Source organism: Pseudomonas sp. PICF141, assembly GCF_002286815.1.
GTDB lineage: Bacteria > Pseudomonadota > Gammaproteobacteria > Pseudomonadales > Pseudomonadaceae > Aquipseudomonas.
In genome coordinates this window covers 22970-46246 of the sequence record NZ_MUNM01000034.1, presented here as the reverse complement: position 1 = coordinate 46246, position 23277 = coordinate 22970, and the positions used below count along the sequence as shown (strand labels likewise).

Annotated in this window: 22 protein-coding genes and 1 pseudogene; 20 read left to right on the top strand and 3 right to left on the bottom strand. The window is 58.3% G+C overall.

The window, feature by feature from the left end; all coding sequences use genetic code 11:
• Positions 1-109 precede the first annotated feature (109 nt).
• The 7 genes from BZL43_RS07190 to ispD all read left to right on the top strand — a co-directional run bounded on the left by BZL43_RS07190 (position 110) and on the right by ispD (position 7961).
• Entirely contained in the window at positions 110-1057 is a 948-nt protein-coding gene (locus BZL43_RS07190) for an acetyl-CoA carboxylase carboxyltransferase subunit alpha (RefSeq protein ID WP_095631662.1), read from the top strand.
• A 147-nt stretch (positions 1058-1204) separates the two neighbouring features.
• A complete protein-coding gene (gene tilS / locus BZL43_RS07185; RefSeq protein WP_095631661.1) occupies positions 1205-2533 on the top strand; it encodes a tRNA lysidine(34) synthetase TilS in 1329 nt (442 codons plus the stop codon).
• Between the two features lie 274 nt (positions 2534-2807).
• Positions 2808-4439, top strand: coding sequence for a CTP synthase (locus BZL43_RS07180; RefSeq protein WP_095631660.1), 1632 nt, complete (start codon positions 2808-2810; stop codon positions 4437-4439).
• A 5-nt stretch (positions 4440-4444) separates the two neighbouring features.
• Positions 4445-5290 carry a 3-deoxy-8-phosphooctulonate synthase gene (kdsA, locus tag BZL43_RS07175; RefSeq protein WP_095631659.1) on the top strand — a complete coding sequence of 282 codons (846 nt, stop codon included), beginning with the start codon at positions 4445-4447 and terminating at the stop codon, positions 5288-5290.
• A gap of 156 nt (positions 5291-5446) precedes the next feature.
• A complete protein-coding gene (gene eno, locus BZL43_RS07170) occupies positions 5447-6736 on the top strand; it encodes a phosphopyruvate hydratase (protein ID WP_095631658.1) in 1290 nt (429 codons plus the stop codon).
• Positions 6737-6978: 242 nt separating this feature from the next.
• Complete coding sequence (gene ftsB, locus BZL43_RS07165) at positions 6979-7257, top strand: cell division protein FtsB (protein ID WP_007907178.1); 279 nt, start codon at positions 6979-6981, stop codon at positions 7255-7257.
• The gene (gene ispD / locus BZL43_RS07160) at positions 7254-7961 is read left to right on the top strand and encodes a 2-C-methyl-D-erythritol 4-phosphate cytidylyltransferase (RefSeq protein WP_095631657.1); all 708 of its coding nucleotides are present in this window, start codon (positions 7254-7256) and stop codon (positions 7959-7961) included. Before ftsB ends, ispD begins: the two co-directional genes overlap by 4 nt.
• Here the strand turns inward: ispD and BZL43_RS07155 are convergent.
• On the bottom strand, positions 7948-8856 hold the full coding sequence (locus BZL43_RS07155; RefSeq protein ID WP_095631656.1) for a LysR substrate-binding domain-containing protein: 909 nt from the start codon (positions 8854-8856) through the stop codon (positions 7948-7950). The genes ispD and BZL43_RS07155 overlap by 14 nt on opposite strands.
• A 106-nt stretch (positions 8857-8962) precedes the next feature.
• On the opposite strand from BZL43_RS07155, the gene BZL43_RS07150 reads away from it, so the two are divergent.
• The 8 genes from BZL43_RS07150 to rpoS all read left to right on the top strand — a co-directional run bounded on the left by BZL43_RS07150 (position 8963) and on the right by rpoS (position 16236).
• Positions 8963-10075, top strand: a complete 1113-nt coding sequence (locus BZL43_RS07150) for an S-(hydroxymethyl)glutathione dehydrogenase/class III alcohol dehydrogenase (RefSeq protein ID WP_095054145.1) — start codon at positions 8963-8965, stop codon at positions 10073-10075.
• Between the two features lie 90 nt (positions 10076-10165).
• Positions 10166-11020, top strand: coding sequence for an S-formylglutathione hydrolase (gene fghA, locus BZL43_RS07145; protein WP_095631655.1), 855 nt, complete (start codon positions 10166-10168; stop codon positions 11018-11020).
• A gap of 91 nt (positions 11021-11111) precedes the next feature.
• Positions 11112-11585, top strand: coding sequence for a 2-C-methyl-D-erythritol 2,4-cyclodiphosphate synthase (gene ispF / locus BZL43_RS07140; protein WP_095631654.1), 474 nt, complete (start codon positions 11112-11114; stop codon positions 11583-11585).
• Positions 11582-12640, top strand: a complete 1059-nt coding sequence (truD, locus tag BZL43_RS07135) for a tRNA pseudouridine(13) synthase TruD (protein ID WP_095631653.1) — start codon at positions 11582-11584, stop codon at positions 12638-12640. Before ispF ends, truD begins: the two co-directional genes overlap by 4 nt.
• Entirely contained in the window at positions 12628-13377 is a 750-nt protein-coding gene (gene surE / locus BZL43_RS07130) for a 5'/3'-nucleotidase SurE (protein ID WP_095631652.1), read from the top strand. The genes truD and surE overlap by 13 nt, the downstream gene beginning before the upstream one ends.
• 41 nt (positions 13378-13418) lie before the next feature.
• Positions 13419-14054 (top strand): protein-L-isoaspartate(D-aspartate) O-methyltransferase, encoded by a 636-nt coding sequence (locus BZL43_RS07125; RefSeq protein WP_177409319.1) that lies wholly within the window; start codon positions 13419-13421, stop codon positions 14052-14054.
• Between the two features lie 210 nt (positions 14055-14264).
• On the top strand, positions 14265-15122 hold the full coding sequence (locus BZL43_RS07120) for a peptidoglycan DD-metalloendopeptidase family protein (protein ID WP_095631650.1): 858 nt from the start codon (positions 14265-14267) through the stop codon (positions 15120-15122).
• 106 nt (positions 15123-15228) lie between these two features.
• Positions 15229-16236, top strand: coding sequence for an RNA polymerase sigma factor RpoS (gene rpoS / locus BZL43_RS07115; RefSeq protein ID WP_095631649.1), 1008 nt, complete (start codon positions 15229-15231; stop codon positions 16234-16236).
• 498 nt (positions 16237-16734) lie between these two features.
• Here rpoS and fdxA read toward each other — a convergent pair whose 3' ends face one another.
• Together fdxA and mutS are read right to left on the bottom strand one after the other, a co-directional pair.
• Complete coding sequence (gene fdxA / locus BZL43_RS07110) at positions 16735-17058, bottom strand: ferredoxin FdxA (protein ID WP_095631648.1); 324 nt, start codon at positions 17056-17058, stop codon at positions 16735-16737.
• Between the two features lie 142 nt (positions 17059-17200).
• Entirely contained in the window at positions 17201-19780 is a 2580-nt protein-coding gene (gene mutS, locus BZL43_RS07105; RefSeq protein ID WP_095631647.1) for a DNA mismatch repair protein MutS, read from the bottom strand.
• A 201-nt stretch (positions 19781-19981) separates the two neighbouring features.
• On the opposite strand from mutS, the gene BZL43_RS07100 reads away from it, so the two are divergent.
• From BZL43_RS07100 to BZL43_RS07080, 5 genes and pseudogenes are all read left to right on the top strand, one after another.
• Positions 19982-20716, top strand: a complete 735-nt coding sequence (locus BZL43_RS07100; protein WP_095631741.1) for an XRE family transcriptional regulator — start codon at positions 19982-19984, stop codon at positions 20714-20716.
• Positions 20717-21237: 521 nt separating this feature from the next.
• Positions 21238-21585 (top strand): phage holin family protein, encoded by a 348-nt coding sequence (locus BZL43_RS07095; RefSeq protein WP_095631646.1) that lies wholly within the window; start codon positions 21238-21240, stop codon positions 21583-21585.
• 217 nt (positions 21586-21802) lie between these two features.
• On the top strand, positions 21803-22345 hold the full coding sequence (locus BZL43_RS07090) for a glycoside hydrolase family 19 protein (protein WP_095631645.1): 543 nt from the start codon (positions 21803-21805) through the stop codon (positions 22343-22345).
• Positions 22327-22622, top strand: a pseudogene (locus tag BZL43_RS28510) (hypothetical protein). The gene BZL43_RS07090 and the pseudogene BZL43_RS28510 overlap by 19 nt, the downstream one beginning before the upstream one ends.
• Positions 22623-22702: 80 nt before the next feature.
• The gene (locus BZL43_RS07080; RefSeq protein WP_095631644.1) at positions 22703-23203 is read left to right on the top strand and encodes a CinA family protein; all 501 of its coding nucleotides are present in this window, start codon (positions 22703-22705) and stop codon (positions 23201-23203) included.
• Positions 23204-23277 lie beyond the last annotated feature (74 nt).

Sequence of the window (23277 nt, the reverse complement as noted above, 5' to 3'; positions counted from 1 at the left end):
ACCCGAATTTTTAATCTCGACCTGAACGCGCCTGTCCCTTAAGGTAAGGCGCGAATAGACAACCGGCCGGCCCAAGCTCTTTTGGAAGGTCGACCCAAGACGGACGCCTATGAACCCGAATTTTCTAGATTTCGAACAGCCGATCGCCGACCTGCAAGCCAAGATCGAAGAGTTGCGCTTGGTCGGTAATGACAATTCGCTGAATATCGGCGATGAGATTTCCCGCCTGCAGGACAAAAGCAGCACGCTGACCGAAGACATTTTCGGCAAGCTGACCAGCTGGCAGATCGCACGTCTGGCGCGTCACCCGAAACGTCCATATACCCTGGACTATATCGAACACATCTTCACTGAGTTCGATGAACTGCACGGCGACCGTCACTTCTCCGACGACGCTGCCATCGTGGGAGGGGTTGCCCGTCTGGATGATCAGCCGGTGATGATTATCGGTCACCAGAAAGGCCGCGAAGTGCGCGAGAAAGTTCGCCGTAACTTCGGTATGCCGCGTCCGGAAGGCTACCGCAAGGCGTGTCGTCTGATGGAAATGGCCGAGCGTTTCAAAATGCCGATCCTGACGTTCATCGACACACCGGGTGCTTACCCGGGCATCGACGCCGAAGAGCGCAACCAGAGCGAAGCGATCGCATGGAACCTGCGCGTCATGGCGCGTCTGAAAACCCCAATCATTGCCACCGTGATCGGTGAAGGTGGTTCCGGTGGTGCATTGGCGATCGGCGTCTGCGATCAGCTGAACATGCTGCAATACTCGACCTACGCGGTGATTTCGCCGGAAGGTTGCGCTTCGATTCTGTGGAAAACTTCCGAGAAGGCTCCGGATGCCGCTGAGGCCATGGGCATTACTGCCGAGCGTCTGAAGGGCCTGGGTATTGTCGATAAGGTGATTAGCGAGCCATTGGGCGGCGCTCATCGCAACCCGGCTGCTGCGGCTGCCTCGATCCGCGCTGAGCTGAGCTCGCAACTGGCGATGTTGAAGAAGTTCGATAATGAGGCGCTGTTGGCCCGTCGTTACGAGCGTCTGATGAGCTACGGTCTCTGATCTGACGCAGATTCGGCTGACAATAGAAAAAACTGTGGGAGCGGGCTCGCCCGCGAAAGCGATGTAACATTCAACGAATTTGTTGGCTGTTCCGCCGCCTTCGCGGGCAAGCCAGCTCCCACATTTTATTTGTGCGAAGTGATAGATATGAGTCAGCCCCCGATTGATCTGTCTACCAGGCTCCTGCGCAATCTCACGCCTTGGCGCAACGCCACAACCTGGCGCATCGCCTTTTCCGGTGGTCTCGACTCCACCGTCCTGCTGCACCTTCTCGCCCATCTCGCAAAAACCCAATCCCTGCCGGCGTTGACCGCCATTCATGTTCACCACGGCCTGCAGGCTGCGGCTGATGCGTGGCCGGAGCATTGTCAGTCGATCTGTGATGCGTTGGGGGTGCCGCTGGAGGTTGTGCGGGTTCAGGTTGAACCCGGTGCGAGCCTTGAGCGCGCGGCGCGGGATGCGCGTTATGGCGCCTTCATCGCGGCGACTCAGGTCGGTGAGGTGCTGCTCACTGGCCAGCACCGCGACGATCAGGCGGAAACCCTGTTGTTTCGGCTGATGCGTGGGGCAGGGGTGAGAGGGTTGGCGGGGATGCCGAGGGAGCGTCCTTTGGGGCGTGGGCATCTGCTGCGACCCCTGCTCGATGCCACTCGCGCCGAGCTTGAGGCCTACGCGACTGAGTACCAATTGAGCTGGATCGAGGATCCGTCGAACCAGGACTGCCAATTCTCGCGCAATTATCTGCGTCATCAGGTGTTCCCCATGCTGACCGTGCGCTGGCCGCAAGCGGTGGCGACCATGGCCCGCAGCGCTGCGCACCTGAGCGAAGCGCAAGAACTGCTCGACGAATTGGCGCAAATCGATCTGGCCCACGCCAGCACTGTCAGCGATTTCGATTGGCTGGGTTTGCCGTCGCTGGAGCTGGCACCGCTGGAAAAACTGTCTGATGCACGTCAGCGTAACGCGCTAAGCCATTGGCTCAAACCGCTGACGACTTTGCCGGACAGTGACCATTGGTCGGGTTGGGAGAATGTGCGCGATGCGACCGGCGATGCGCGTCCGGTCTGGCGGCTGGCGGGGGGGGAATTGCATCGCGCCGGTGGGCGTCTGTGGTGGTTGTCGGGTGGCTGGCTGCGCATTCCGCCATCCCCGGTGTCATGGGCTGAGCCCTCGGTATCGCTGGCGTTGCCGGATAATGGCGTACTCAAATTTACCGGTCAGATCCCCGCGGGCCCACTGCAAATTCGCTATCGTGAGGGAGGCGAGGTCATGAGCCTGCCCGGTCGCGGCCACCGTGACCTGAAGCGTTTGCTCAACGAAAGCGGTGTGCCAGGCTTCGCCCGTGGCAGATTGCCGCTGGTCTACAGCGGCCAGCAATTGCTGGCGGTGGCGAACCTGCGGGGGCTAAATGGCGGTGAGCAAGATGGCTGGCATTTGCATTGGCAGCCGCAAGTCGAAGATCAAGGTTTGAGCTGAAAGGGGCTTTCCGGTAGACTACGCTCCCTTCTTGATACAACTTCTGTGGATTCGCCTGAATCGCAGGAGTTGCCGATTACCAAGCAGTCTTTGCTGGGCGATTCCAAAAAATGTGTAGCGAGCAACCTACCGGTGTTTCATCTACCGGTCTGTCCCAACGCGGCGGTTTTTTTGAAAGGTGCACTGTAATTAATGCAGGTGATCGGGGGCTTCGGCCTTCCTTCGCTTTCCCCGGCGGCTCGGACCGCTTTAACGCAGACTTCTAGGGTTTTTCATGACGCGCTACATATTCGTCACGGGCGGTGTTGTTTCTTCATTGGGGAAAGGCATTGCCTCGGCTTCATTGGCGGCCATCCTGGAGGCGCGGGGACTTAAGGTCACCATGCTGAAGCTGGACCCGTACATCAACGTTGACCCGGGCACCATGAGCCCGTTCCAGCACGGTGAAGTGTTCGTCACCCACGACGGCGCCGAGACCGACCTGGACCTGGGCCACTACGAGCGGTTCATCCGCACGACCATGACCCAGAACAACAACTTCACCACCGGCCGTGTCTACGAGCACGTCCTGCGCAAAGAGCGCCGTGGTGATTACCTGGGCGCAACCATTCAGGTGATCCCGCACATCACCGACGAGATCAAGCGCCGGATCATCAAGGGCGCCGGCGATGCCGACGTGGCCATGGTCGAGATCGGTGGCACCGTGGGTGACATCGAATCGCAACCGTTCCTCGAAGCGATCCGTCAATTGCGTTTCGAAGTCGGCGCCAAGCGCGCGATGCTGATGCACCTGACGCTGGTGCCGTACATCGCCACTGCCGGCGAAACCAAAACCAAGCCAACCCAGCACTCGGTCAAGGAACTGCGTTCCATTGGCCTGCAGCCAGACGTGCTGGTGTGCCGTTCCGATCACCCGATCGACATTTCTTCGCGTCGCAAGATCGCGCAGTTCACCAACGTTGAAGAACGTGCGGTGATCGCGCTGGAAGACGCCGACACCATCTACAAGATCCCGGGCATTCTGCATTCCCAGGGCCTGGATGATTTCGTCGTCGAGCGTTTCGGCCTGCAATGCGACAGCGCCGATCTGTCCGAGTGGGAAGCGGTAGTTGATGCCAAGCTCAACCCGGAGCACGAAGTCACCATCGCCATGGTCGGCAAATACATGGAACTGCTGGACGCCTACAAGTCGCTGATCGAAGCGATGAGTCACGCGGGCATCAGCAACCGCACCAAGGTCAACCTGCGTTACATCGATTCCGAAGACATCGAAAACCAGGGCACCGCGCTGCTGGAAGGCGTCGACGCGATTCTGGTACCGGGCGGCTTTGGCCTGCGTGGCGTTGAAGGCAAGATCACTGCCGTTCAATTCGCTCGTGAAAACAAGGTCCCGTACCTGGGTATCTGCCTGGGCATGCAAGTGGCCGTTATCGAGTTCGCTCGTAACGTCATGGGCTGGAAAGACGCCAACTCCACCGAATTCGATCGCACCAGCGGTCACCCGGTCGTGGGCCTTATCACCGAGTGGGAAGATGCCACCGGCGCAGTCGAAACCCGTACCGAAAGCTCCGACCTGGGCGGCACCATGCGCCTCGGCGCTCAGGATTGCCTGCTTGAACCAGGTTCCCTGGTGCACGATTGCTATGCCAAGGACGTGATCGTCGAGCGTCACCGTCATCGCTACGAAGTGAACAACAACCTGCTGCCGCAAATCATCGAGGCCGGTCTGAAAATTTCCGGTCGTTCCGGTGATGGCGCATTGGTTGAAGTGGTCGAAGCGCCGGATCATCCATGGTTCGTCGCTTGCCAGTTCCACCCTGAGTTCACCTCGACGCCACGCGACGGTCACCCGTTGTTCAGCGGCTTCGTCAAAGCCGCTTTGGCCCAACACCAGAAGAAGGCGTAAACCCGATGGCACAGAAGATCATCCGCGTAGGCAACATCGAAATTGCCAACGACAAGCCAATGGTGCTGTTCGGTGGCATGAACGTGCTGGAAAGCCGCGACATGGCGATGCAGGTCTGCGAAGAGTACGTAAAGGTCACCGAAAAGCTCGGTATCCCTTATGTGTTCAAGGCCAGTTTCGACAAAGCGAACCGTTCTTCTGTGACCTCTTACCGTGGCCCCGGCCTGGAAGAGGGCATGCGGATTTTCCAGGACATCAAGCAAGCCTTCGGCGTGCCGGTCATCACCGACGTCCACGAGCCTGATCAGGCCGCGGTTGTCGCTGAAGTCTGTGACATCATCCAGTTGCCGGCCTTCCTGTCGCGCCAGACCGACCTCGTGGTCGCGATGGCCAAGACCGGCGCGGTGATCAACATCAAGAAAGCCCAGTTCCTTGCGCCTCAGGAAATGAAACACATCCTGAACAAATGCGTAGAAGCCGGTAACGATCAGTTGATCCTTTGCGAACGCGGTTCGAGTTTCGGCTACAACAACCTGGTCGTCGACATGCTTGGCTTCGGCATCATGAAGCAGTTCGAATACCCGGTATTCTTCGACGTGACCCACGCGCTGCAAATGCCAGGTGGTCGCTCCGATTCAGCCGGCGGTCGTCGCGCCCAGGTCACCGATCTGGCCAAGGCCGGCATGAGCCAGTCGCTGGCCGGTCTGTTCCTGGAAGCGCACCCGGACCCGGACAATGCCAAATGTGACGGCCCTTGCGCCTTGCGTCTGGACAAACTGGAGCCCTTCCTGACCCAGCTCAAGGCACTGGACGAATTGGTTAAAAGTTTTCCGACAGTAGAAACCGCGTAAACCCCGATTCTCCGGTAAAGTACTGCACGGTTTAACGCTCAGGCCCTCGGGCTTGAGCCTTGTCGTCTGCAAGCCTGCCCCCTGTCTGTCACTTGCCGACGATCAAAGATTTCCTTCAGCTGCGTCGTTTTCGTCAACTTTGGAGTGTTCACAACAATGGCAAAAATCGTCGACATCAAAGGTCGTGAAGTTCTCGACTCCCGTGGCAATCCCACTGTGGAAGCCGATGTGCTTCTCGATAACGGCATCATCGGCAGCGCTTGCGCGCCATCCGGTGCTTCCACTGGCTCGCGTGAAGCACTCGAGCTGCGTGATGGCGACAAGAGCCGTTACCTGGGCAAAGGCGTTCTGAAAGCCGTCGCCAACATCAACGGTCCGATCCGTGACCTGTTGCTGGGTACCGACCCAAGCGACCAGAAAGCGCTGGATCACGCGATGATCAAGCTGGACGGCACCGAAAACAAAGCGACCCTGGGCGCCAATGCGATCCTCGCCGTTTCCCTGGCTGCGGCCAAGGCAGCAGCACAGGACCAGGACCTGCCGCTGTACGCTCACATCGCCAACCTGAACGGCACCCCGGGTGTTTACTCGATGCCGGTTCCGATGATGAACATCATCAACGGTGGCGAGCACGCCGATAACAACGTCGACATCCAGGAATTCATGGTTCAGCCAGTTGGCGCCAAGTCTTTCTCGGAAGGTCTGCGCATGGGCACCGAGATTTTCCATCACCTCAAAGCCGTTCTGAAGGCTCGCGGCCTGAGCACTGCCGTCGGTGACGAAGGTGGTTTCGCACCGAACCTGGCTTCCAACGAAGACGCTTTGAAAGTGATCTCCGAAGCAGTAGCCAACGCCGGTTACAAGCTGGGCACCGACGTGACCCTGGCCCTGGACTGCGCAGCCAGCGAATTCTACGAAGATGGCAAGTACAACCTGTCCGGCGAAGGCCAGGTGTTCACCGCTGAAGGTTTCGCCGATTACCTGAAAGGCCTGACCGAGCGTTATCCGATCATCTCCATCGAAGACGGTCTGGACGAATCCGACTGGGCTGGCTGGAAAATCCTCACCGACAAGATCGGCGAGAAGACTCAGCTGGTAGGTGACGACCTGTTCGTGACCAACACCAGGATCCTGAAAGAAGGCATCGATAAAAAGATCGCCAACTCGATCCTGATCAAGTTCAACCAGATCGGCACCCTGACCGAAACCCTGGAAGCGATCCAGATGGCCAAGGCCGCTGGTTACACCGCCGTCATCTCGCACCGCTCCGGCGAAACCGAAGATTCGACCATTGCCGACCTGGCGGTGGGCACTGCGGCTGGCCAGATCAAAACCGGTTCGCTGTGCCGTTCCGACCGCGTCTCCAAGTACAACCAACTGCTGCGTATCGAAGAGCAGTTGAATGGCAAAGCCAAGTACAACGGTCGTAGCGAATTCCGCGGCTGAGTAAAGTGCCCGGACTCGCCAATACTCATTCTTTTTGACGGTGTCAAAAGGCTGCGTATCAGCGAGGCGGGGCATGAGATAGTAAAAAGACACCGGATTGTGTCGGAAAAATCGCAGCAGCGACGGATTTGCCACTAATCTGATGCCTTAAGAGCACAAGCCTGGTTTTTCCAGGCTTCGTGCTATCAGAAGCTTCAAAGTTATGGCATGGCTGTCTTTTTTCACTGGATACCTGATATTCGATGCGCAGTCCCAATTGGTTGTTTCTCGTCTTGCTCTTGCTGCTGGCCGGCCTGCAGTACCGCCTGTGGGTGGGTAATGGCAGCCTGGCGCAAGTGGCTGAGCTGAAGCAGCAGATTGCGGATCAACACGCCGAGAACGAGGCATTGCTGGAGCGCAATCGGGTGATGGATGCCGAAGTCAGCGAACTGAAAAAGGGCATGGAGACCGTTGAAGAACGGGCTCGTCATGAGTTGGGCATGGTCAAGGACGGTGAAACCCTTTACCAGTTGGCCCAATGATTAATTCGCTACCGGCCTTCTGGGCCGTGATTCCCGCCGCGGGCGTTGGTGCCCGTATGGTCGCGGACCGTCCCAAGCAATATTTGCAACTGGGCGGGCGCACTATTCTCGAACACAGCCTCGGCTGTTTTCTCGATCATCCTGCCCTGAAAGGGTTGGTGGTCAGTCTTGCAACCGACGATCCTTACTGGCCGAACCTGGCGTGTGCTGCCGATCCGCGTATTCAACGGGTTGAGGGCGGCGCCGAGCGTTCCGGATCGGTGCTCAATGCCTTGCTGCATCTGCACGCCCAAGGCGCTGACGATGAGGATTGGGTGTTGGTTCACGATGCCGCGCGACCGAATCTGGCGCGTGATGATCTCGATAAATTGCTCAGTGAGCTGGCTGACGATCCGGTAGGCGGTCTATTGGCGGTGCCTGCTCGCGATACCCTCAAACGGGTCGACAAGCATGGACGCGTACTGGAAACGGTCGATCGTAGCGTGATCTGGCAGGCCTATACGCCGCAGATGTTTCGTCTGGGTGCATTGCATCGGGCATTGGCGGACAGTCTGGTGGCGGACGTTGTTATCACCGATGAAGCTTCGGCCATGGAGTGGTCAGGCCAGGCGCCGCGCTTGATTGAAGGGCGATCCGATAACATCAAAGTCACTCGTCCCGAAGACCTTGAGTGGTTGCGCCAGCGTTGGGCTAACCGCCGCTAAAAGATCGATACTCCGGCCGTTCGGCCAACCCTTCCTTCAAATAATCCACCAACTTGCGCACTTTGGGCGACAGATGCCGTTGCTGTGGATAAAGCGCCCACACGGCTGTGTTCGGCGGCTGATGGGCTTCCAGCAACGAGATCAGTCCACCGTTTTTCAGGTATTCCAGGACGTAATAATCCGGCAGCTGACATAACCCGACTCCTTGTAATGCGGCATCCAGCACTGCCTGCCCACTGTTACAGCGCCAGTTTCCCTGCACTCGCTGGGAAAATTCCCGCCCGTTCTGTTCCAGTTGCCAGATGTCCGAGCTGCCGATGAGGCAGTTATGGCGACTCAGTTCCGACAAACTGTGTGGGCGACCGTACCTTTCCAGGTAGGACGGTGAGGCGCACAGGTACATGCGCCGTGGTGCCAGACGTGTGGCGACCAGTCTTGAGTCTTGCAGGCGGCCGAGGCGGATGGCCAGGTCCAGCCCTTCATGCACCAGATCGAGCGGACGGTTGCTCAGCTCGATGTCGACGCGCAGTTGTGGATACAGCCCCATGAAGCGAGTCACCAGTGGCACGATGAAGCGTTCGCCGTAGGCCACGGCACAGGTCATGCGCAGCATGCCCTTGGGTTCGCTGGTCAGGTCGCCGACAGCCCGCAAGGCTTCTTCGCGACCGTCCTGCAAACGCTGGCAATGTTGCAAAAAGGTTTGCCCGGCTTCGGTCAGTGTGACCCGACGGGTGCTGCGATAAAGCAAGCGGGTCTGCAGGCGCTCTTCCAGGCGTACGATTTGGCGACTGATATGTGAGGAAGACACCCCAAGGCGTTCGGCCGCGGCAGTGAATTGGCTGCACTCGGCGACAGCAACGAACTCATCGATGCCTTCCCAGCGGTTTTCGGACATCAGGATTATCCCTGTACGGCAATAATGTTTTGCTTTTGTCCTGATTATTCATCGTATGTCGCTGTATTACACTCCTTGTCTCGTTTTTATTCACTGGAGAGTCAGCATGATCAAGTCGCGCGCCGCCGTTGCCTTCGAGGCCAAGAAACCCCTCGAGATCGTTGAAGTCGATGTCGCCATGCCCAAGGCTGGGGAAGTTCTGCTGCGCGTCGTCGCCTCCGGTGTCTGCCATACCGATGCCTACACCCTCTCGGGCGCTGACCCGGAAGGCATCTTCCCGTCGATCCTGGGTCATGAAGGTGGCGCGGTGGTCGAAGCGATTGGCGAGGGCGTGACTTCGGTCGCGGTCGGCGACCATGTGATCCCGCTGTACACCCCGGAATGCGGCAAGTGCAAATTCTGTCTGTCGGGCAAAACCAACCTCTGCCAGGCCATTCGTGCGACCCAGGGTAAAGGCCTGATGCCGGATGGCACTTCGCGTTTTTCCTACAAGGGCGAAACGATTTTCCACTACATGGGCACCTCGACTTTCTCCGAGTACACCGTGCTACCGGAAATCTCCGTCGCCAAAATTCCTAAAGAAGCACCCTTGGAAAAAGTCTGCCTGCTGGGTTGTGGCGTCACCACGGGCATCGGCGCGGTCATCAACACCGCCAAGGTCAAACCGGGTGACACTGTTGCCATTTTCGGTCTGGGCGGCATCGGTCTGTCGGCTGTGATTGGCGCGGTCAAAGCCAAGGCAGGGCGGATCATCGCCATTGACATCAACCCGGCCAAGTTCGAGATCGCCAGGCAATTGGGCGCGACCGATTGTGTAAACCCGAAAGACTTCGATCGTCCGATTCAGGAAGTGATCGTTGACATGACCGATGGCGGCGTCGACTTTTCCTTCGAGTGCATTGGCAACGTCCAGTTGATGCGTGCTGCGCTCGAGTGCTGCCACAAGGGATGGGGTGAGTCGGTGATCATCGGTGTTGCAGGCGCCGGTCAGGAGATCTCCACCCGGCCGTTCCAGCTGGTAACCGGTCGCGTGTGGCGCGGTTCGGCGTTCGGTGGCGTGCGTGGGCGCACCGAATTGCCAAGCTATGTCGAAATGGCCCAGACCGGCGAAATCCCGCTGGATACCTTCATCACCCACACGATGGGACTGGAAGATATCAACAAGGCGTTTGACCTGATGCATGAAGGCAAAAGCATCCGTACTGTCATCCATTTCTAAAGGAGCAGCAGAAAGCTTCAAGCCGCAAGCTGCAAGTGAGCTCGACGCCCACTTGCAGCTCGAAGCTTGAAGCTTGCAGCTGAAAAGCCCATGAGCCTGGAAAATATCTCCTGTCAGAAAAGCTTCGGCGGCTGGCACAAGCGCTATCGGCACCGCTCCGACGTGCTCGGCTGCGACATGGTGTTTGCCGTGTACCTGCCGCCGCAAGCGGAGCAGGGCGGCAAACTGCCGGTGTTGTACTGGTTGTCTGGCCTGACCTGCACCGACGAAAACTTCATGCAAAAGGCCGGCGCCATGCGCATGGCCGCCGAACTGGGTCTGATCATCGTCGCGCCGGATACCAGCCCGCGCGGCCCCGATGTGCCGGGTGATCCGGAGGGGGCCTGGGACTTCGGTCTCGGAGCCGGGTTTTATCTGAATGCTACGCAGGAACCTTGGTCCCGCCACTATCGGATGCATGACTATGTCGTGCAGGAATTGCCGTCATTGGTCGAAGCGCATTTTCCGGCATCGGACAAGCGTGGCATCAGCGGTCACTCCATGGGTGGCCACGGTGCGTTGGTCTGCGCGTTGCGTAATCCAGGGCGTTATCTGTCGGTGTCGGCGTTCTCGCCGATCAACAATCCGATTGATTGCCCTTGGGGGCAGAAAGCCTTTTCCCGTTACCTGGGCGAAGACCGTTCGAAGTGGCGCGAGTGGGATGCTTGTGTGTTGATCGCCGAGGCGGACGAGCAATTGCCACTGCTGGTCGATCAAGGTGATCGCGATGATTTCCTGGCTACCCAGCTCAAGCCTGACGCTTTGCAGCAGGCCGCCAAACTGGCGGGTCACCCGCTGACGTTGCGTCTGCAACCGGGCTACGACCATAGTTATTTCTTCATCGCCAGCTTCATTGACGACCACCTGCAACATCATGCGCGCGCTCTAGGTGGGACGCTCAGTTAGTTTCCCTACCGCGCCGGGGAAACTAATTGGGAGCACCCCCTCGCCTAATGCAGGTAGAATCACGCCCTGACAAAAATCGGGGCGTTTTTTTATGCGTATTGGCCACGGCTATGATGTGCACCGTTTCGCTGAAGGCGATTTCATCACTCTGGGCGGCGTGCGGATTGCACACAGCTTCGGGCTGCTCGCCCATTCCGACGGCGACGTCCTGCTGCACGCCTTGAGCGACGCGTTGCTCGGCGCTGCTGCGCTGGGTGATATCGGCAAGCACTTCCCGGACACCGACCCGCAATTCAAGGGTGCCGACAGTCGCGTACTGTTGCGTCACGTCGTCGCACTGGTCCATGCCAAAGGCTGGAAAGTCGGCAACGTGGATAACACCATCGTCGCCCAGGCGCCGAAAATGGCCCCCCATATCGAATCGATGCGCGCGCTGATTGCCGCGGATCTTCAAGTTGAGTTGGATCAAGTGAACGTGAAAGCTACCACCACCGAAAAGCTTGGCTTTGTCGGTCGCGAAGAGGGCATTGCGGTGCACTCCATTGCCCTGTTGTTGCGCGCATGAACGAAGCGCAATTGCTGGGCCCGCGGGCCTATGGTGAAGCCCTGGGCAGCGCGGTACTGAAAGCCACGGCGGAAGATTTCCAGGTCGATGAAGTCCTTGATATTCCTTTGAGCGGCGATGGCGAACACCTGTGGATCTGGGTGGAAAAGCGCGGACTGAATACTGAGGAAGCGGCACGGCGCATCGCCAAGGCGGCGGGTGTGCCATTGCGCACCGTCAGTTATGCCGGCCTCAAGGACCGCCAGGCCCTGACGCGCCAGTGGTTCAGCGTGCAACTGCCGGGCAAGGCCGACCCTGATCTGTCGCCGGCGGAAAACGACACGTTGAAAATCCTCAAGACCGGTCGGCATAAACGCAAACTGCAACGCGGTGCCCACTCGGCCAACGGCTTTACCTTGCGCTTGACCCAGTTCACCGGTGACAAGGCGGCGATCGACGCGCGTCTGCAACTGATCGCCAAGCAAGGTATTCCCAATTATTTCGGCGCCCAGCGTTTCGGCTTTGATGGCGGCAACGTCGTCGACGCTCGTGCCTGGGCGGCGCGCAAAGCCCTGCCGGAGCAACGCAATGTGCGTTCGCGGCTGCTTTCCGCTGCGCGCAGTTTTCTGTTCAATCAAGTGTTGGCGGCGCGCGTCGCCGATGACACCTGGCAGCATGCGCAGGTGGGCGATCTGCTGGCGTTCACTGACAGCCGCAGTTTTTTTCCGGCCGGTGAAGCCGAATGCAACGACCCGCGCTTGGCGATTCTCGACCTGCACCCGACCGGCCCGCAGTGGGGCGAAGGTGACTCGCCGACGTCAGGCGCTGTCCATGAATTGGAACAGGCAATCGCCGCGCGCGAAGCGGATTTGCGCGATTGGTTGATTAACGCCGGAATGAGCCACGAACGTCGCATCCTGCGGCTGCCCATTGGTGGGTTGACGTGGCATTATCCCGAGCCTGACATTCTGCAACTGGAATTCGTCCTGCCGGCCGGATGCTTCGCCACCGTATTGGTGCGTGAACTCGTCGATCTGGTGCCGGTGGGGCAGACGGACAGCCCATGCGTATTCTGATTTCTAACGACGATGGGGTAGCCGCACCCGGTCTCGCCGCGCTTTATGCTGCGCTGGCGGATTACACCGAATGTGTGGTTATCGCCCCGGACCAGGACAAAAGCGGCGCCAGCAGCTCACTGACGCTCGACCGTCCGTTGCACCCGCAAACCCTGGCCAACGGCTTTATCAGCCTTAACGGCACACCCACCGACTGCGTGCACCTGGGCCTTAACGGCTTACTGGAGCTTGAGCCGGACATGGTAGTGTCCGGCATCAACCTGGGGGCCAACCTGGGGGATGACGTGCTGTATTCCGGCACTGTGGCGGCGGCCCTCGAAGGGCGCTTCCTTGGGCGTCCTTCGTTTGCCTTTTCATTCGTCTCACGACAAGTAGAGAACCTTCCCACAGCCGCTTATTTTGCGCGCAAGCTGGTAGAGGCTCACGCGGACCTTGATCTGCCACCGCGCACGGTACTGAACGTGAACATTCCCAATTTGCCGCTGGAGCACATCCGCGGTATCCAGTTGACCCGCCTTGGCCATCGCGCCCGCGCTGCGGCACCGATGAAAGTGGTCGACCCGCGGGGCAAATCCGGTTACTGGATCGCCGCGGCCGGGGATGCGGAAGATGGTGGCCCGGGTACCGATTTCCATGCGGTGATGCAAGGCTATGTTTCGATCACGCCACTGCAACTGGATCGCACCTTTAATGATGCCTTCAGAAGTCTGGATGGCTGGCTGGAGGGGCTGCGTTAATGGCTCGTGACCAAGACCACATTCTGCATCGCGGTATCGGAATGACCTCGCAACGGACCCGCGAACGTTTGATTCAGCGCCTCTATGAAGAAGGTATCTCCAACGCCAAGGTGCTGGAAGTCATCCGCCGCACGCCGCGTCACCTGTTCGTCGATGAGGCGTTGTCTCATCGAGCCTATGAGGATACGGCGCTACCGATCGGTCATAACCAGACCATCTCGCAGCCTTATATGGTGGCGCGCATGAGCGAGTTGCTGCTGGAAGCCGGTCCGTTGGACAAGGTCCTGGAAATCGGCACCGGTTCGGGTTACCAGACGGCGGTCCTGTCGCAATTGGTCGAACGGGTTTTTTCCGTGGAGCGCATCAAGGTTCTGCAAGACCGGGCCAAGGAGCGTCTGCTGGAACTGAACCTGCGCAACGTGGTATTTCGCTGGGGCGATGGTTGGGAAGGCTGGCCGGCATTGGCACCTTACAACGGCATCATCGTGACCGCCGTGGCCACCGATGTGCCTCAGGCATTGCTCGATCAGTTGGCACCGGGTGGGCGACTGGTCATTCCGGTCGGCTCTGGTGAAGTTCAACAATTGATGTTGATCATCCGGGAGGAGCAGGGCTTTTCCAGGCGTGTTCTGGGGGCAGTGCGCTTTGTCCCGTTGCTCAACGGGCCATTGGCCTGAGCATTTGTTTCAACGCGCTGAATTCTCTTCGATTGCCCGGGTCTTACAGCGGCATCGATTAGTTAAACGCAATTCATCTTCAGGCAGCAAACGTGTGCGCGAAGCGAATCCGCTTCATTAAAGTTAAAGCCTGTTTGGCCCGTTATACTTGCGACATTTCGTGCCGGAGCACGGCAATCCATATTTCAGCCACCACAAAGGGAGCGGCGGGTGAGTCTCACAGTCATTGCGCAGCGAATGGGTATAACGAGCTTTCAGCGTCTGGTGACTGGCCTTGTCTTGAGTACCTTGCTGGTCGGATGTTCCAGCACCAAATCAGGTAGTGCGAGCGTCGTCGATCGCAACAAGGCGGTCGCCCAGCGTCCGGTCGTGACCACTGGCCAATACGTTGTCCGACCCAAGGACACGTTGTTCTCCATCGCTTTTCGCTACGGTTGGGACTACAAAGCCCTCGCAGCACGGAACAACATTCCTACGCCTTACACGATCCATCCGGGTCAGATAATTCGCTTCGATGGTCGCACCGGTACAACGCCGACGGCGGTGGTCAGTTCGTCCAGTTCTTCGCCTTCGTCATCGAGTAAAACCACCGTCATTCGGCGTCAGGCAAATGGCGCGACGACTACCACAACGGTGCTTGCACCGTCCGTCGCCAACAAGCCGGCACCTGCTCCACTGCCTCCTGCCGGTCCGGCCCCGACGGGCTGGGGGTGGCCTTCTAATGGCATTCTGATTGGAAAATTCTCTTCAAACGGTAGTTTGAATAAAGGAATTGATATCGCCGGAGATTTGGGACAGCCTGTTTTAGCTGCGTCTGATGGGACGGTGGTATACGCCGGGAGTGGCTTAAGGGGCTACGGCGAATTAGTCATCATCAAACACAGCGACACCTACGTCAGTGCCTACGGACATAACCGCAGGCTGTTGGTTCGGGAGGGGCAGCAGGTCAAGGTCGGACAGACAATTGCCGAAATGGGGTCAACGGGTACAGACCGGGTGAAACTGCATTTTGAGATTCGCCGACAAGGTAAACCTGTAGATCCGCTGCAATTCCTGCCACGTCGTTGATTTGTTAGCCAGCCTGTTCCGTCACGTAGAGGGAACAGGCTCCAGCGTTGCCAGGGATCAAGGCGCCGCTCGAGCTTGAGGTCGAACTCACCAAAGGACTATAACAATGGCTCTCAGTAAAGAAGTGCCGGAGTTTGACATCGACGATGAGGTTCTCCTGATGGAGACCGGCATCGCCACGGATTCGATGTCGAATGATGAAGGGGATGCATCACCTTCCGTTCGTGCAAAATCCAAACACTCCGCTTCGCTTAAGCAACACAAGTACATCGATTACACACGGGCACTCGATGCCACTCAGCTGTACCTCAACGAAATCGGCTTTTCCCCATTGCTGTCCCCGGAAGAAGAAGTTCATTTTGCGCGCTTGTCGCAAAGTGGCGATCCGGCCGGACGCAAGCGCATGATTGAAAGCAACCTGCGGCTGGTAGTGAAAATCGCCCGTCGTTACGTCAATCGTGGGCTGTCGCTGCTGGACCTGATCGAAGAGGGCAACCTCGGCCTGATCCGGGCTGTAGAAAAGTTCGATCCTGAACGCGGTTTCCGCTTTTCGACCTACGCCACCTGGTGGATTCGTCAGACCATCGAGCGCGCGATCATGAATCAGACCCGGACCATCCGGTTGCCGATTCATGTGGTCAAAGAGCTCAACGTGTACTTGCGGGCTGCACGGGAGCTGACGCAAAAGCTCGATCATGAACCCTCACCCGAAGAAATCGCCAACCTGCTGGAGAAACCGGTAGGCGAAGTCAAGCGCATGCTTGGCCTGAACGAGCGGGTTTCTTCGGTCGACGTCTCGCTGGGTCCGGATTCGGATAAAACCCTGTTGGACACCCTTACCGACGACCGCCCCACCGACCCGTGCGAACTGTTGCAGGATGACGACCTGTCACAAAGCATCGATCAATGGCTCTCGGAGCTGACCGACAAGCAACGCGAGGTGGTCATTCGGCGCTTCGGCTTGCGAGGTCACGAGAGCAGCACGCTTGAAGACGTAGGCCTGGAAATCGGCTTGACCCGGGAGCGGGTCAGACAAATTCAGGTTGAAGGTCTTAAGCGTCTTCGGGAGATTCTCGAGAAAAACGGCCTGTCGAGTGAGTCGTTGTTCCAATAAGCGACTCGATCAGCAGGAAACAAAAGCCCCGACTGGTTTGGGGTTTTTTGTTGCCTGAAACATGGGAGGTAAGTTGCCCCCGACATCACCTCGGGTTTGTAGTCTTGTTCTGTAAGTCTTTGCTTACTCTTTCGTAAGTGTTCGTTATTTTTACACGTTGGCAGTTGTCTATTTGATTTGTGATATTTTTTTATATTATTGATTTATATAGGTATTTTTTTAGATTAACGGCGTGTGACAGGCGCTTTCAGCGACAGCGGCCGATTGCTCTTGATGGGGAATTCTCTAGTATCTGAACTGTGTCGACGGATAGACACGCCCTTCAAGGAAGAGGGGAACGGACATCGCAGGAAGCGATTCATCAGGACGATGAAAAGGAACACAAGGAATAGGGAAAAAATGTGGGCGGGTCATACCGCCCCTTTTTTTGTCTGCGATTTCTTGAGCACCAACAAACAAAAAGGCCCGTAAGGGCCTTTTCGATGAATGCAGAAAGGATCAGCGTTCGAGGTCTGCAATCTTGCCTGGCTTGCCATCCCACTCTTCGGCGTCCGGCAGGGCATCTTTCCTCTCGGTGATGTTCGGCCAGATATCCGCCAGCTCGGCGTTCAGCTCGATGAAGTTCTCCATGCCGGCCGGCACTTCGTCCTCCGAGAAGATGGCTTGTGCCGGGCATTCTGGTTCGCACAGGGCGCAGTCGATGCACTCATCCGGGTGAATCACCAGGAAGTTCGGGCCTTCGTAAAAGCAGTCCACCGGACAGACTTCTACGCAGTCGGTGTACTTGCACTTGATGCAGTTGTCGGTGACGACGAAGGTCATTTCTAATTTTCTCCTCAGGCGGCGGCAGCGGAGCCCCTTCACGTTGGGGTCGCCAGGTTTGGGAGCGATAGTCTGCAGGTCAGGCTATTGGCCTGCAGCATCCCAAACCGCGCGAGATTCTAACAGCTTGCACGCAAGTGCGTTAGATCCGTGTCTTTAGTGTATAGAGCATTTCGAGTGCACGACGCGGTGACATGTCGTCCAGATCCAGTTTGGCCAGTTCATCCAGCACCGGATGCGGCAGGCTGGCGAACATGTCGCTCTGCTGCGGCGTGACCGGTTTGCCTTTGGCAGGCGTGGGAACTTCATGAGGCAGCGCTGTGGATTCCAGTCGGCTCAGATGTTCGCGAGCCCGCACGATCACTTCGCTCGGTACGCCGGCCAACTGCGCAACCGCCAAGCCGTAACTCTGGCTGGCAGGCCCAGGCAACACGTGGTGCAGGAACACGATGCGTTCGTTGTGTTCGGTGGCATTGAGGTGCACGTTGGCCACCAGGGGCTGGGCTTCCGGCAGCACTGTCAGCTCGAAATAGTGAGTAGCGAACAGGGTGTAGGCCCGCAGGTGTGCCAGACGCTCAGCCGCCGCCCACGCCAGGGACAGACCGTCGAAAGTGCTGGTGCCGCGACCGACTTCGTCCATCAGCACCAGGCTGCGTTCGGTGGCGTTGTGCAGAATGTTCGCGGTTTCGCTCATTTCAACCATGAAGGTCGAACGACCGCCCGCCAAGTCATCGCTGGAGCCGATCCGGGTGAAGATTCGGTCTACCAGAGACAATTCGCAACTGGCCGCCGGGACGAAGCTGCCGATATGCGCCAGCAACACGATCAACGCGGTCTGGCGCATGTAGGTGGATTTACCGCCCATGTTCGGACCGGTAATCACCAGCATGCGGGTATTGTCGTCAAGGCTCAGGTCGTTGGCCACGAACGGCGTGGTGAGTACTTGCTCGACCACCGGGTGACGACCCTGGGTGATGCGCATGCACGGCTCGCTGACAAAGCGTGGGCAGTTCAGGTCCAGGTTTAGTGCGCGCTCGGCGAGGTTGCTCAGTACGTCCAGTTCGGCCAGTGCGGCGGCCGTGTCTTGCAAAGGCGGCAACTGAGCGATCAGGTCTTCGAGCAGTGCTTCGTAGAGCATTTTCTCGCGAGCCAGGGCGCGGCTCTTGGCAGACAGCGCCTTGTCTTCGAAGGCCTTCAGTTCCGGCGTGATGAAACGCTCGGCACCTTTAAGGGTCTGTCGGCGAATATAGTCCGCGGGCGCCGATTCGGCCTGCTTGCTCGGCAACTCGATGAAGTAGCCGTGAATCCGGTTGTAGCCGACCTTCAAGTGCGACAGGCCGGTGCGGGCCTTCTCACGCGCTTCGAGATCGATCAGGAACTGCCCGGCGTTTTCGCTGAGCGATTGCAGTTCGTCGAGTTCGCTGTCGTAACCGGTTTTCAAAACACCGCCGTCACGGATGACGGCGGGCGGGTTGTCGATAATGGCTTTTTCCAGCAGCGCCGCCAGTTCCGGATAGGTGCTGGTGGTGACCGCCAGTTGGATGATGTGCGGGGCTTCAAGCTCGGTCATCGCTACCTGCAACTCTGGCAACGCCCCAAGGGCATCGCGCAGACGCGCCAAGTCACGAGGACGGGCATTGCGCAAGCCGATCCGCGCCAGAATCCGCTCGATGTCACCGATTTCCTTGAGCTGCGGTTGCAGTTTTTCGAAGCGGTAACCGTCGAGCAGGCAAGAGATCGAACTCTGACGTGCCAGCAATACGCCCAGATCCCGCAGCGGACGGTTCAGCCAGCGAGTCAGTAAGCGGCTGCCCATGGCGGTCTGGCAGCGATCAACCACCGATTGCAAGGTGTTGTCGCGACCGCCGGCCAGGTTGGTGTCCAGTTCCAGGTTGCGACGACTCGCACCATCGAGCACCACGGTGTCGTCCAGGCGTTCATGACGCAGGCTACGCAAATGCGGCAGGGCGGTGCGCTGGGTTTCCTTGGCATAGCTGAGCAGGCAACCGGCGGCACCGATTGCCAGCGTCAGGTTCTCGCAGCCGAAACCTTTCAGGTCCTGGGTGGAAAACTGCTGGCAAAGACTTTTCAGCGCCGAGTCACGCTCGAAATCCCACGGCGCACGGCGCCGAACCCCACGACGTTTTTCCGCCGGCAGGTCTTTCGGCCAATCGTCCGGGATCATCAGCTCTACCGGATTGACCCGCTCCAGTTCCGCCAGCAGGTTTTCCCAGCCCTTGATTTCCAGCACGGTGAAGTTGCCGCTGGTGATGTCCAGCACCGCCAGCCCGAACAGACGCTCGTCGCCTAGCACCGCCGCGATCAGGTTGTCCCGGCGCTCATCCAGCAGCGCTTCATCGCTGACGGTGCCGGGGGTGATGATTCGCACCACCTGGCGATCCACCGGCCCTTTGCTGGTGGCCGGGTCGCCGACCTGCTCACAAATCACCACCGACTCGCCGAGCTTCACCAGTTTCGCCAGATAACCTTCCGCGGCGTGGTAAGGAATCCCACACATCGGAATCGCCTGCCCCGCCGATTGCCCACGAGCCGTCAGGGTAATGTCCAGCAACCTGGCGGCTTTCTTTGCGTCTTCATAGAAGATTTCGTAGAAGTCACCCATGCGGTAGAACATCAATTGATCAGGGTGCTGGTTCTTCAGGCGCCAGTACTGCTGCATCATCGGGGTGTGGGAGGACAGATCGGAGAGGGCTTTATTCATCGGAAATTCAGGAAAACTCGTTGAAAGGTGTAGGGCAAAGGAGGGGCATCGGCCCGGCTTTTCCGCGATGGGCGCAAGGTTAACATGGGCAGTCCGACCTACGCAGGCATGAAAGCTCCAAGGCACATTTCTGCTGTTCTATGCACGATCTATGCAAATCAGCATTTGTCTTCCGAAAAAAGATCAAGCACTATGCGCGTTATGCAAAAACGCAATGTTTCTACTGTCTTAAGAGCGCTGCTCGATCAAAACGGAATCTCCCCCACGGAGCTTCACCGTCGCACCGGCGTGCCTCAGTCCACTCTCTCGCGGATCCTCAGCGGGAAGATCGTCGATCCTTCGGATAAACATATTTCGAAGATTGCCGACTACTTTGCCGTGAGCACCGACCAGTTGCGTGGCCGTGCGGATGTCACGCACGCCGCCAGCGTTGGGCGCGATGAGTCGCATTCGGAACTCAAGGACATAAGCCTGTGGGACGACGATACGCCAGTCGATGACGACGAGGTGTCGGTCCCCTTTCTTCGCGAGGTTGAATTGGCTGCTGGATCAGGAAGATTCGTCATCGAAGAGAGTGAGCGCTCTAGCCTGCGCTTCGGCAAGCGCAGCCTGCGCCACAATGGTGTGCAATTCGACCAGGCCAAATGCGTGACCGTGCGCGGCAACAGCATGTTGCCGGTGTTGCGCGATGGCGCCACGGTCGGGGTGAATGCCGGTAAATGCGGGATTGGCGACATCATTGACGGCGACCTGTACGCCATCAATCACAACGGCCAGTTGCGGGTGAAACAGCTTTATCGCCTGCCGACAGGGATTCGCCTGCGCAGCTTCAACCGCGATGAGCATCCGGACGAGGACTACAGCTTCCAGGAAATCCAGGAAGAGCAGATTGTCATCCTCGGTCATGTCTTCTGGTGGGGCATGTACGCCCGTTAACCTCGCCGCTGTCAGATAAAACCCGCTTTTCGGCGGGTTTTTTTTCGCCTGTCGAAAACCGCCAACGCCTTTGCTTGCGGGACTTTCATGCGTCTGTGCATTACCAGTGCATAAATAAATGCATTTGTGCATTGACTGTATATGCATCCATGCATATTCTTTGTCTCAAGCGGCCCAACAAGGCGGCTCGAAACGAAGCTCTTTAGTTCCACCACAAAGGCAGCGATGAACCGGCCTCAACGGTTCAGAGGGTTGGCAACTGGCCCGGGTGTGCAGCGTAAAGCACCACAAGCAGTTATCCGGCGGGCAGGGACCGCGGTCGGAAAAACAATTTGAATGGACTCGTACCGCGCCAGTAGCGCTGAAAGGTCAGCTTCCTTTTTTGTACACAGGATTAAAGGAAGGCGAAGGACCGCATTACTGAAAAGCCTGGGCAACCGGGCTTTTTGGAATGCCGACCTCAAGAGACATCGCTTTATCCCAACACACATCACTCATCAATCACCCCCAGGAGGCGTGACATGACAAACGAGCAACAAGCGTTGCTGGACATGCCGATCTGGCTGGTCATCGTTCTCGCCCTGGTGGGCGGGGTGTCCGGCGAAATGTGGCGCGCCGACAAGGAGGGCGCCCGTGGCTGGTCGCTGCTGCGACGCCTGGCGCTGCGCTCCGGGGCCTGCATGATCTGCGGGGTCTCGGCCATCATGCTGCTGTACGCCGCCGGCATGTCGATCTGGGCAGCAGGGGCGTTCGGTTGTCTGACGGCGATGGCCGGAGCGGATGTCGCCATCGGCCTTTATGAGCGCTGGGCGGCCAAGCGGATTGGCGTTTGCGAAGTGCCGCCGCCAGATACCCGCCAGGATCACTGAATACAAAGCCCAATGGAATGGCGAGCAGCGATGCCTACCGGCATCCGACCCGCACGGACGCGGGTTTCCCACGGCCAGTACCTTTCACTCAAACCCGCACTCAAGCGGGGTTTTATTACCCGGTGAAAACGATGAAGATCATTCCACTGATTGACCAACTGCGTGATCACTGCCCAAGTCTTGTAGATCGAGTCGCCGCCGGCATTCTGGAGGCTATATGACCGTTACGCAGCAACAACTACAGATCGTTATGCCCAACGCCAGCTCCCAAGCAGGCGTTTTCATTTCTGCGCTCAACATCGCCATGAACCACCGCAACATCAATACCCCGAAACGCATCGCTGCGTTCCTTGCGCAAGTCGGTCATGAGTCGGGGCAGTTGCAGTACATACGTGAGTTGGGCTGCGCTCAATACGCACTGGCTATGCGCTTGGGTAATACGCCAGAGCCCGACGGCGACGGTCAAAAATACCGTGGCCGAGGCCTGATTCAGATCACGGGTCGCGACAATTACCGTCAGTGCAGTCTCGGACTCTTCGGTGATGATCGTTTGCTGTTTTTGCCAGAACTTCTGGAAAAGCCCCGGTGGGCCGCTGAATCGGCTGCCTGGTTCTGGGAGCAAAATGGCTTCAATGAACTGGCCGACCGCGACCAGTTCAACAGCATCACCCGCCGCATCAACGGCGGCCTGAACGGTTTGCACGATCGCTTGCATCTCTGGGCGCGGGCGAGGGCGGTGTTATGCCAGCCTTCGGTTTGATCCTGATGTCTTACCGCATCATTGGCGTTGTTGTGTTTCCGGTTGTGTTGGCCGGCGGCTCGGCGGCGCTGGCCTGGCGACTGCAGGACTGGCTTTATGGCCGGCAACTGGCGGAACGGGTTGCAGGCCGAGAAACTCGACCAGTTGACAGTGGCAGTCGCGACGTAGCGAGCCCCCGGTGCATGCTCAACGAATTATCGCCATCACCGACGCAGGCGATAGCGGACTGATTGCCCTGCAGGCGTGTCAGGCCCATGTCAGAGCCCTCGCTCCCTAACATTTTGATCGATTCTGAACCTTGCAAGCGTGATCGGCTCGTGTACGGTAGGCCTCATTCCGCTCGATCAGGAGAGAGCCGTGAAAGATATCACTCAGCTGGCCGCTGAACTTGGCAGACGCTTGCAGGTTCTCAATGCCCACGTCACCACGGCCGAATCCTGTACCGGTGGTGGGATTGCCGAGGCGATCACCCGTATTCCAGGGAGTTCGGCCTGGTTCGAGGCAGGTTACGTTACGTACTCCAACCGTCAGAAAACCCAGCAACTGGATGTCCCTGCCGAATTGTTTTCGACCGTTGGTGCGGTCAGTCGGGAGGTGGTCGAGGCCATGGTCCGCGGCGCGCAGGAAAAAAGCCGGGCGCGTTTTGCCGTGGCCGTTAGCGGTGTGGCGGGGCCGGATGGCGGTTCGCCGAGCAAGCCTGTGGGCACGGTTTGGCTGGCCTGGGGCGTCGGTGAGCAGGTGTTCAGCGAGGTGCAGTACTTTGCCGGTAACCGTGACGAGGTCCGCCGACAAACGGTGAAGGCCGCGCTAGAGGGGCTGCTGCGCCATGCCGCTGGAGAAATCTCAAATCAGGGGTAGGCGATCCTGAAACGCTGTGGAATAATACTGGCTACTTATACAGGTGTTGGCCGTCAGGCCTTATTGATTACGTG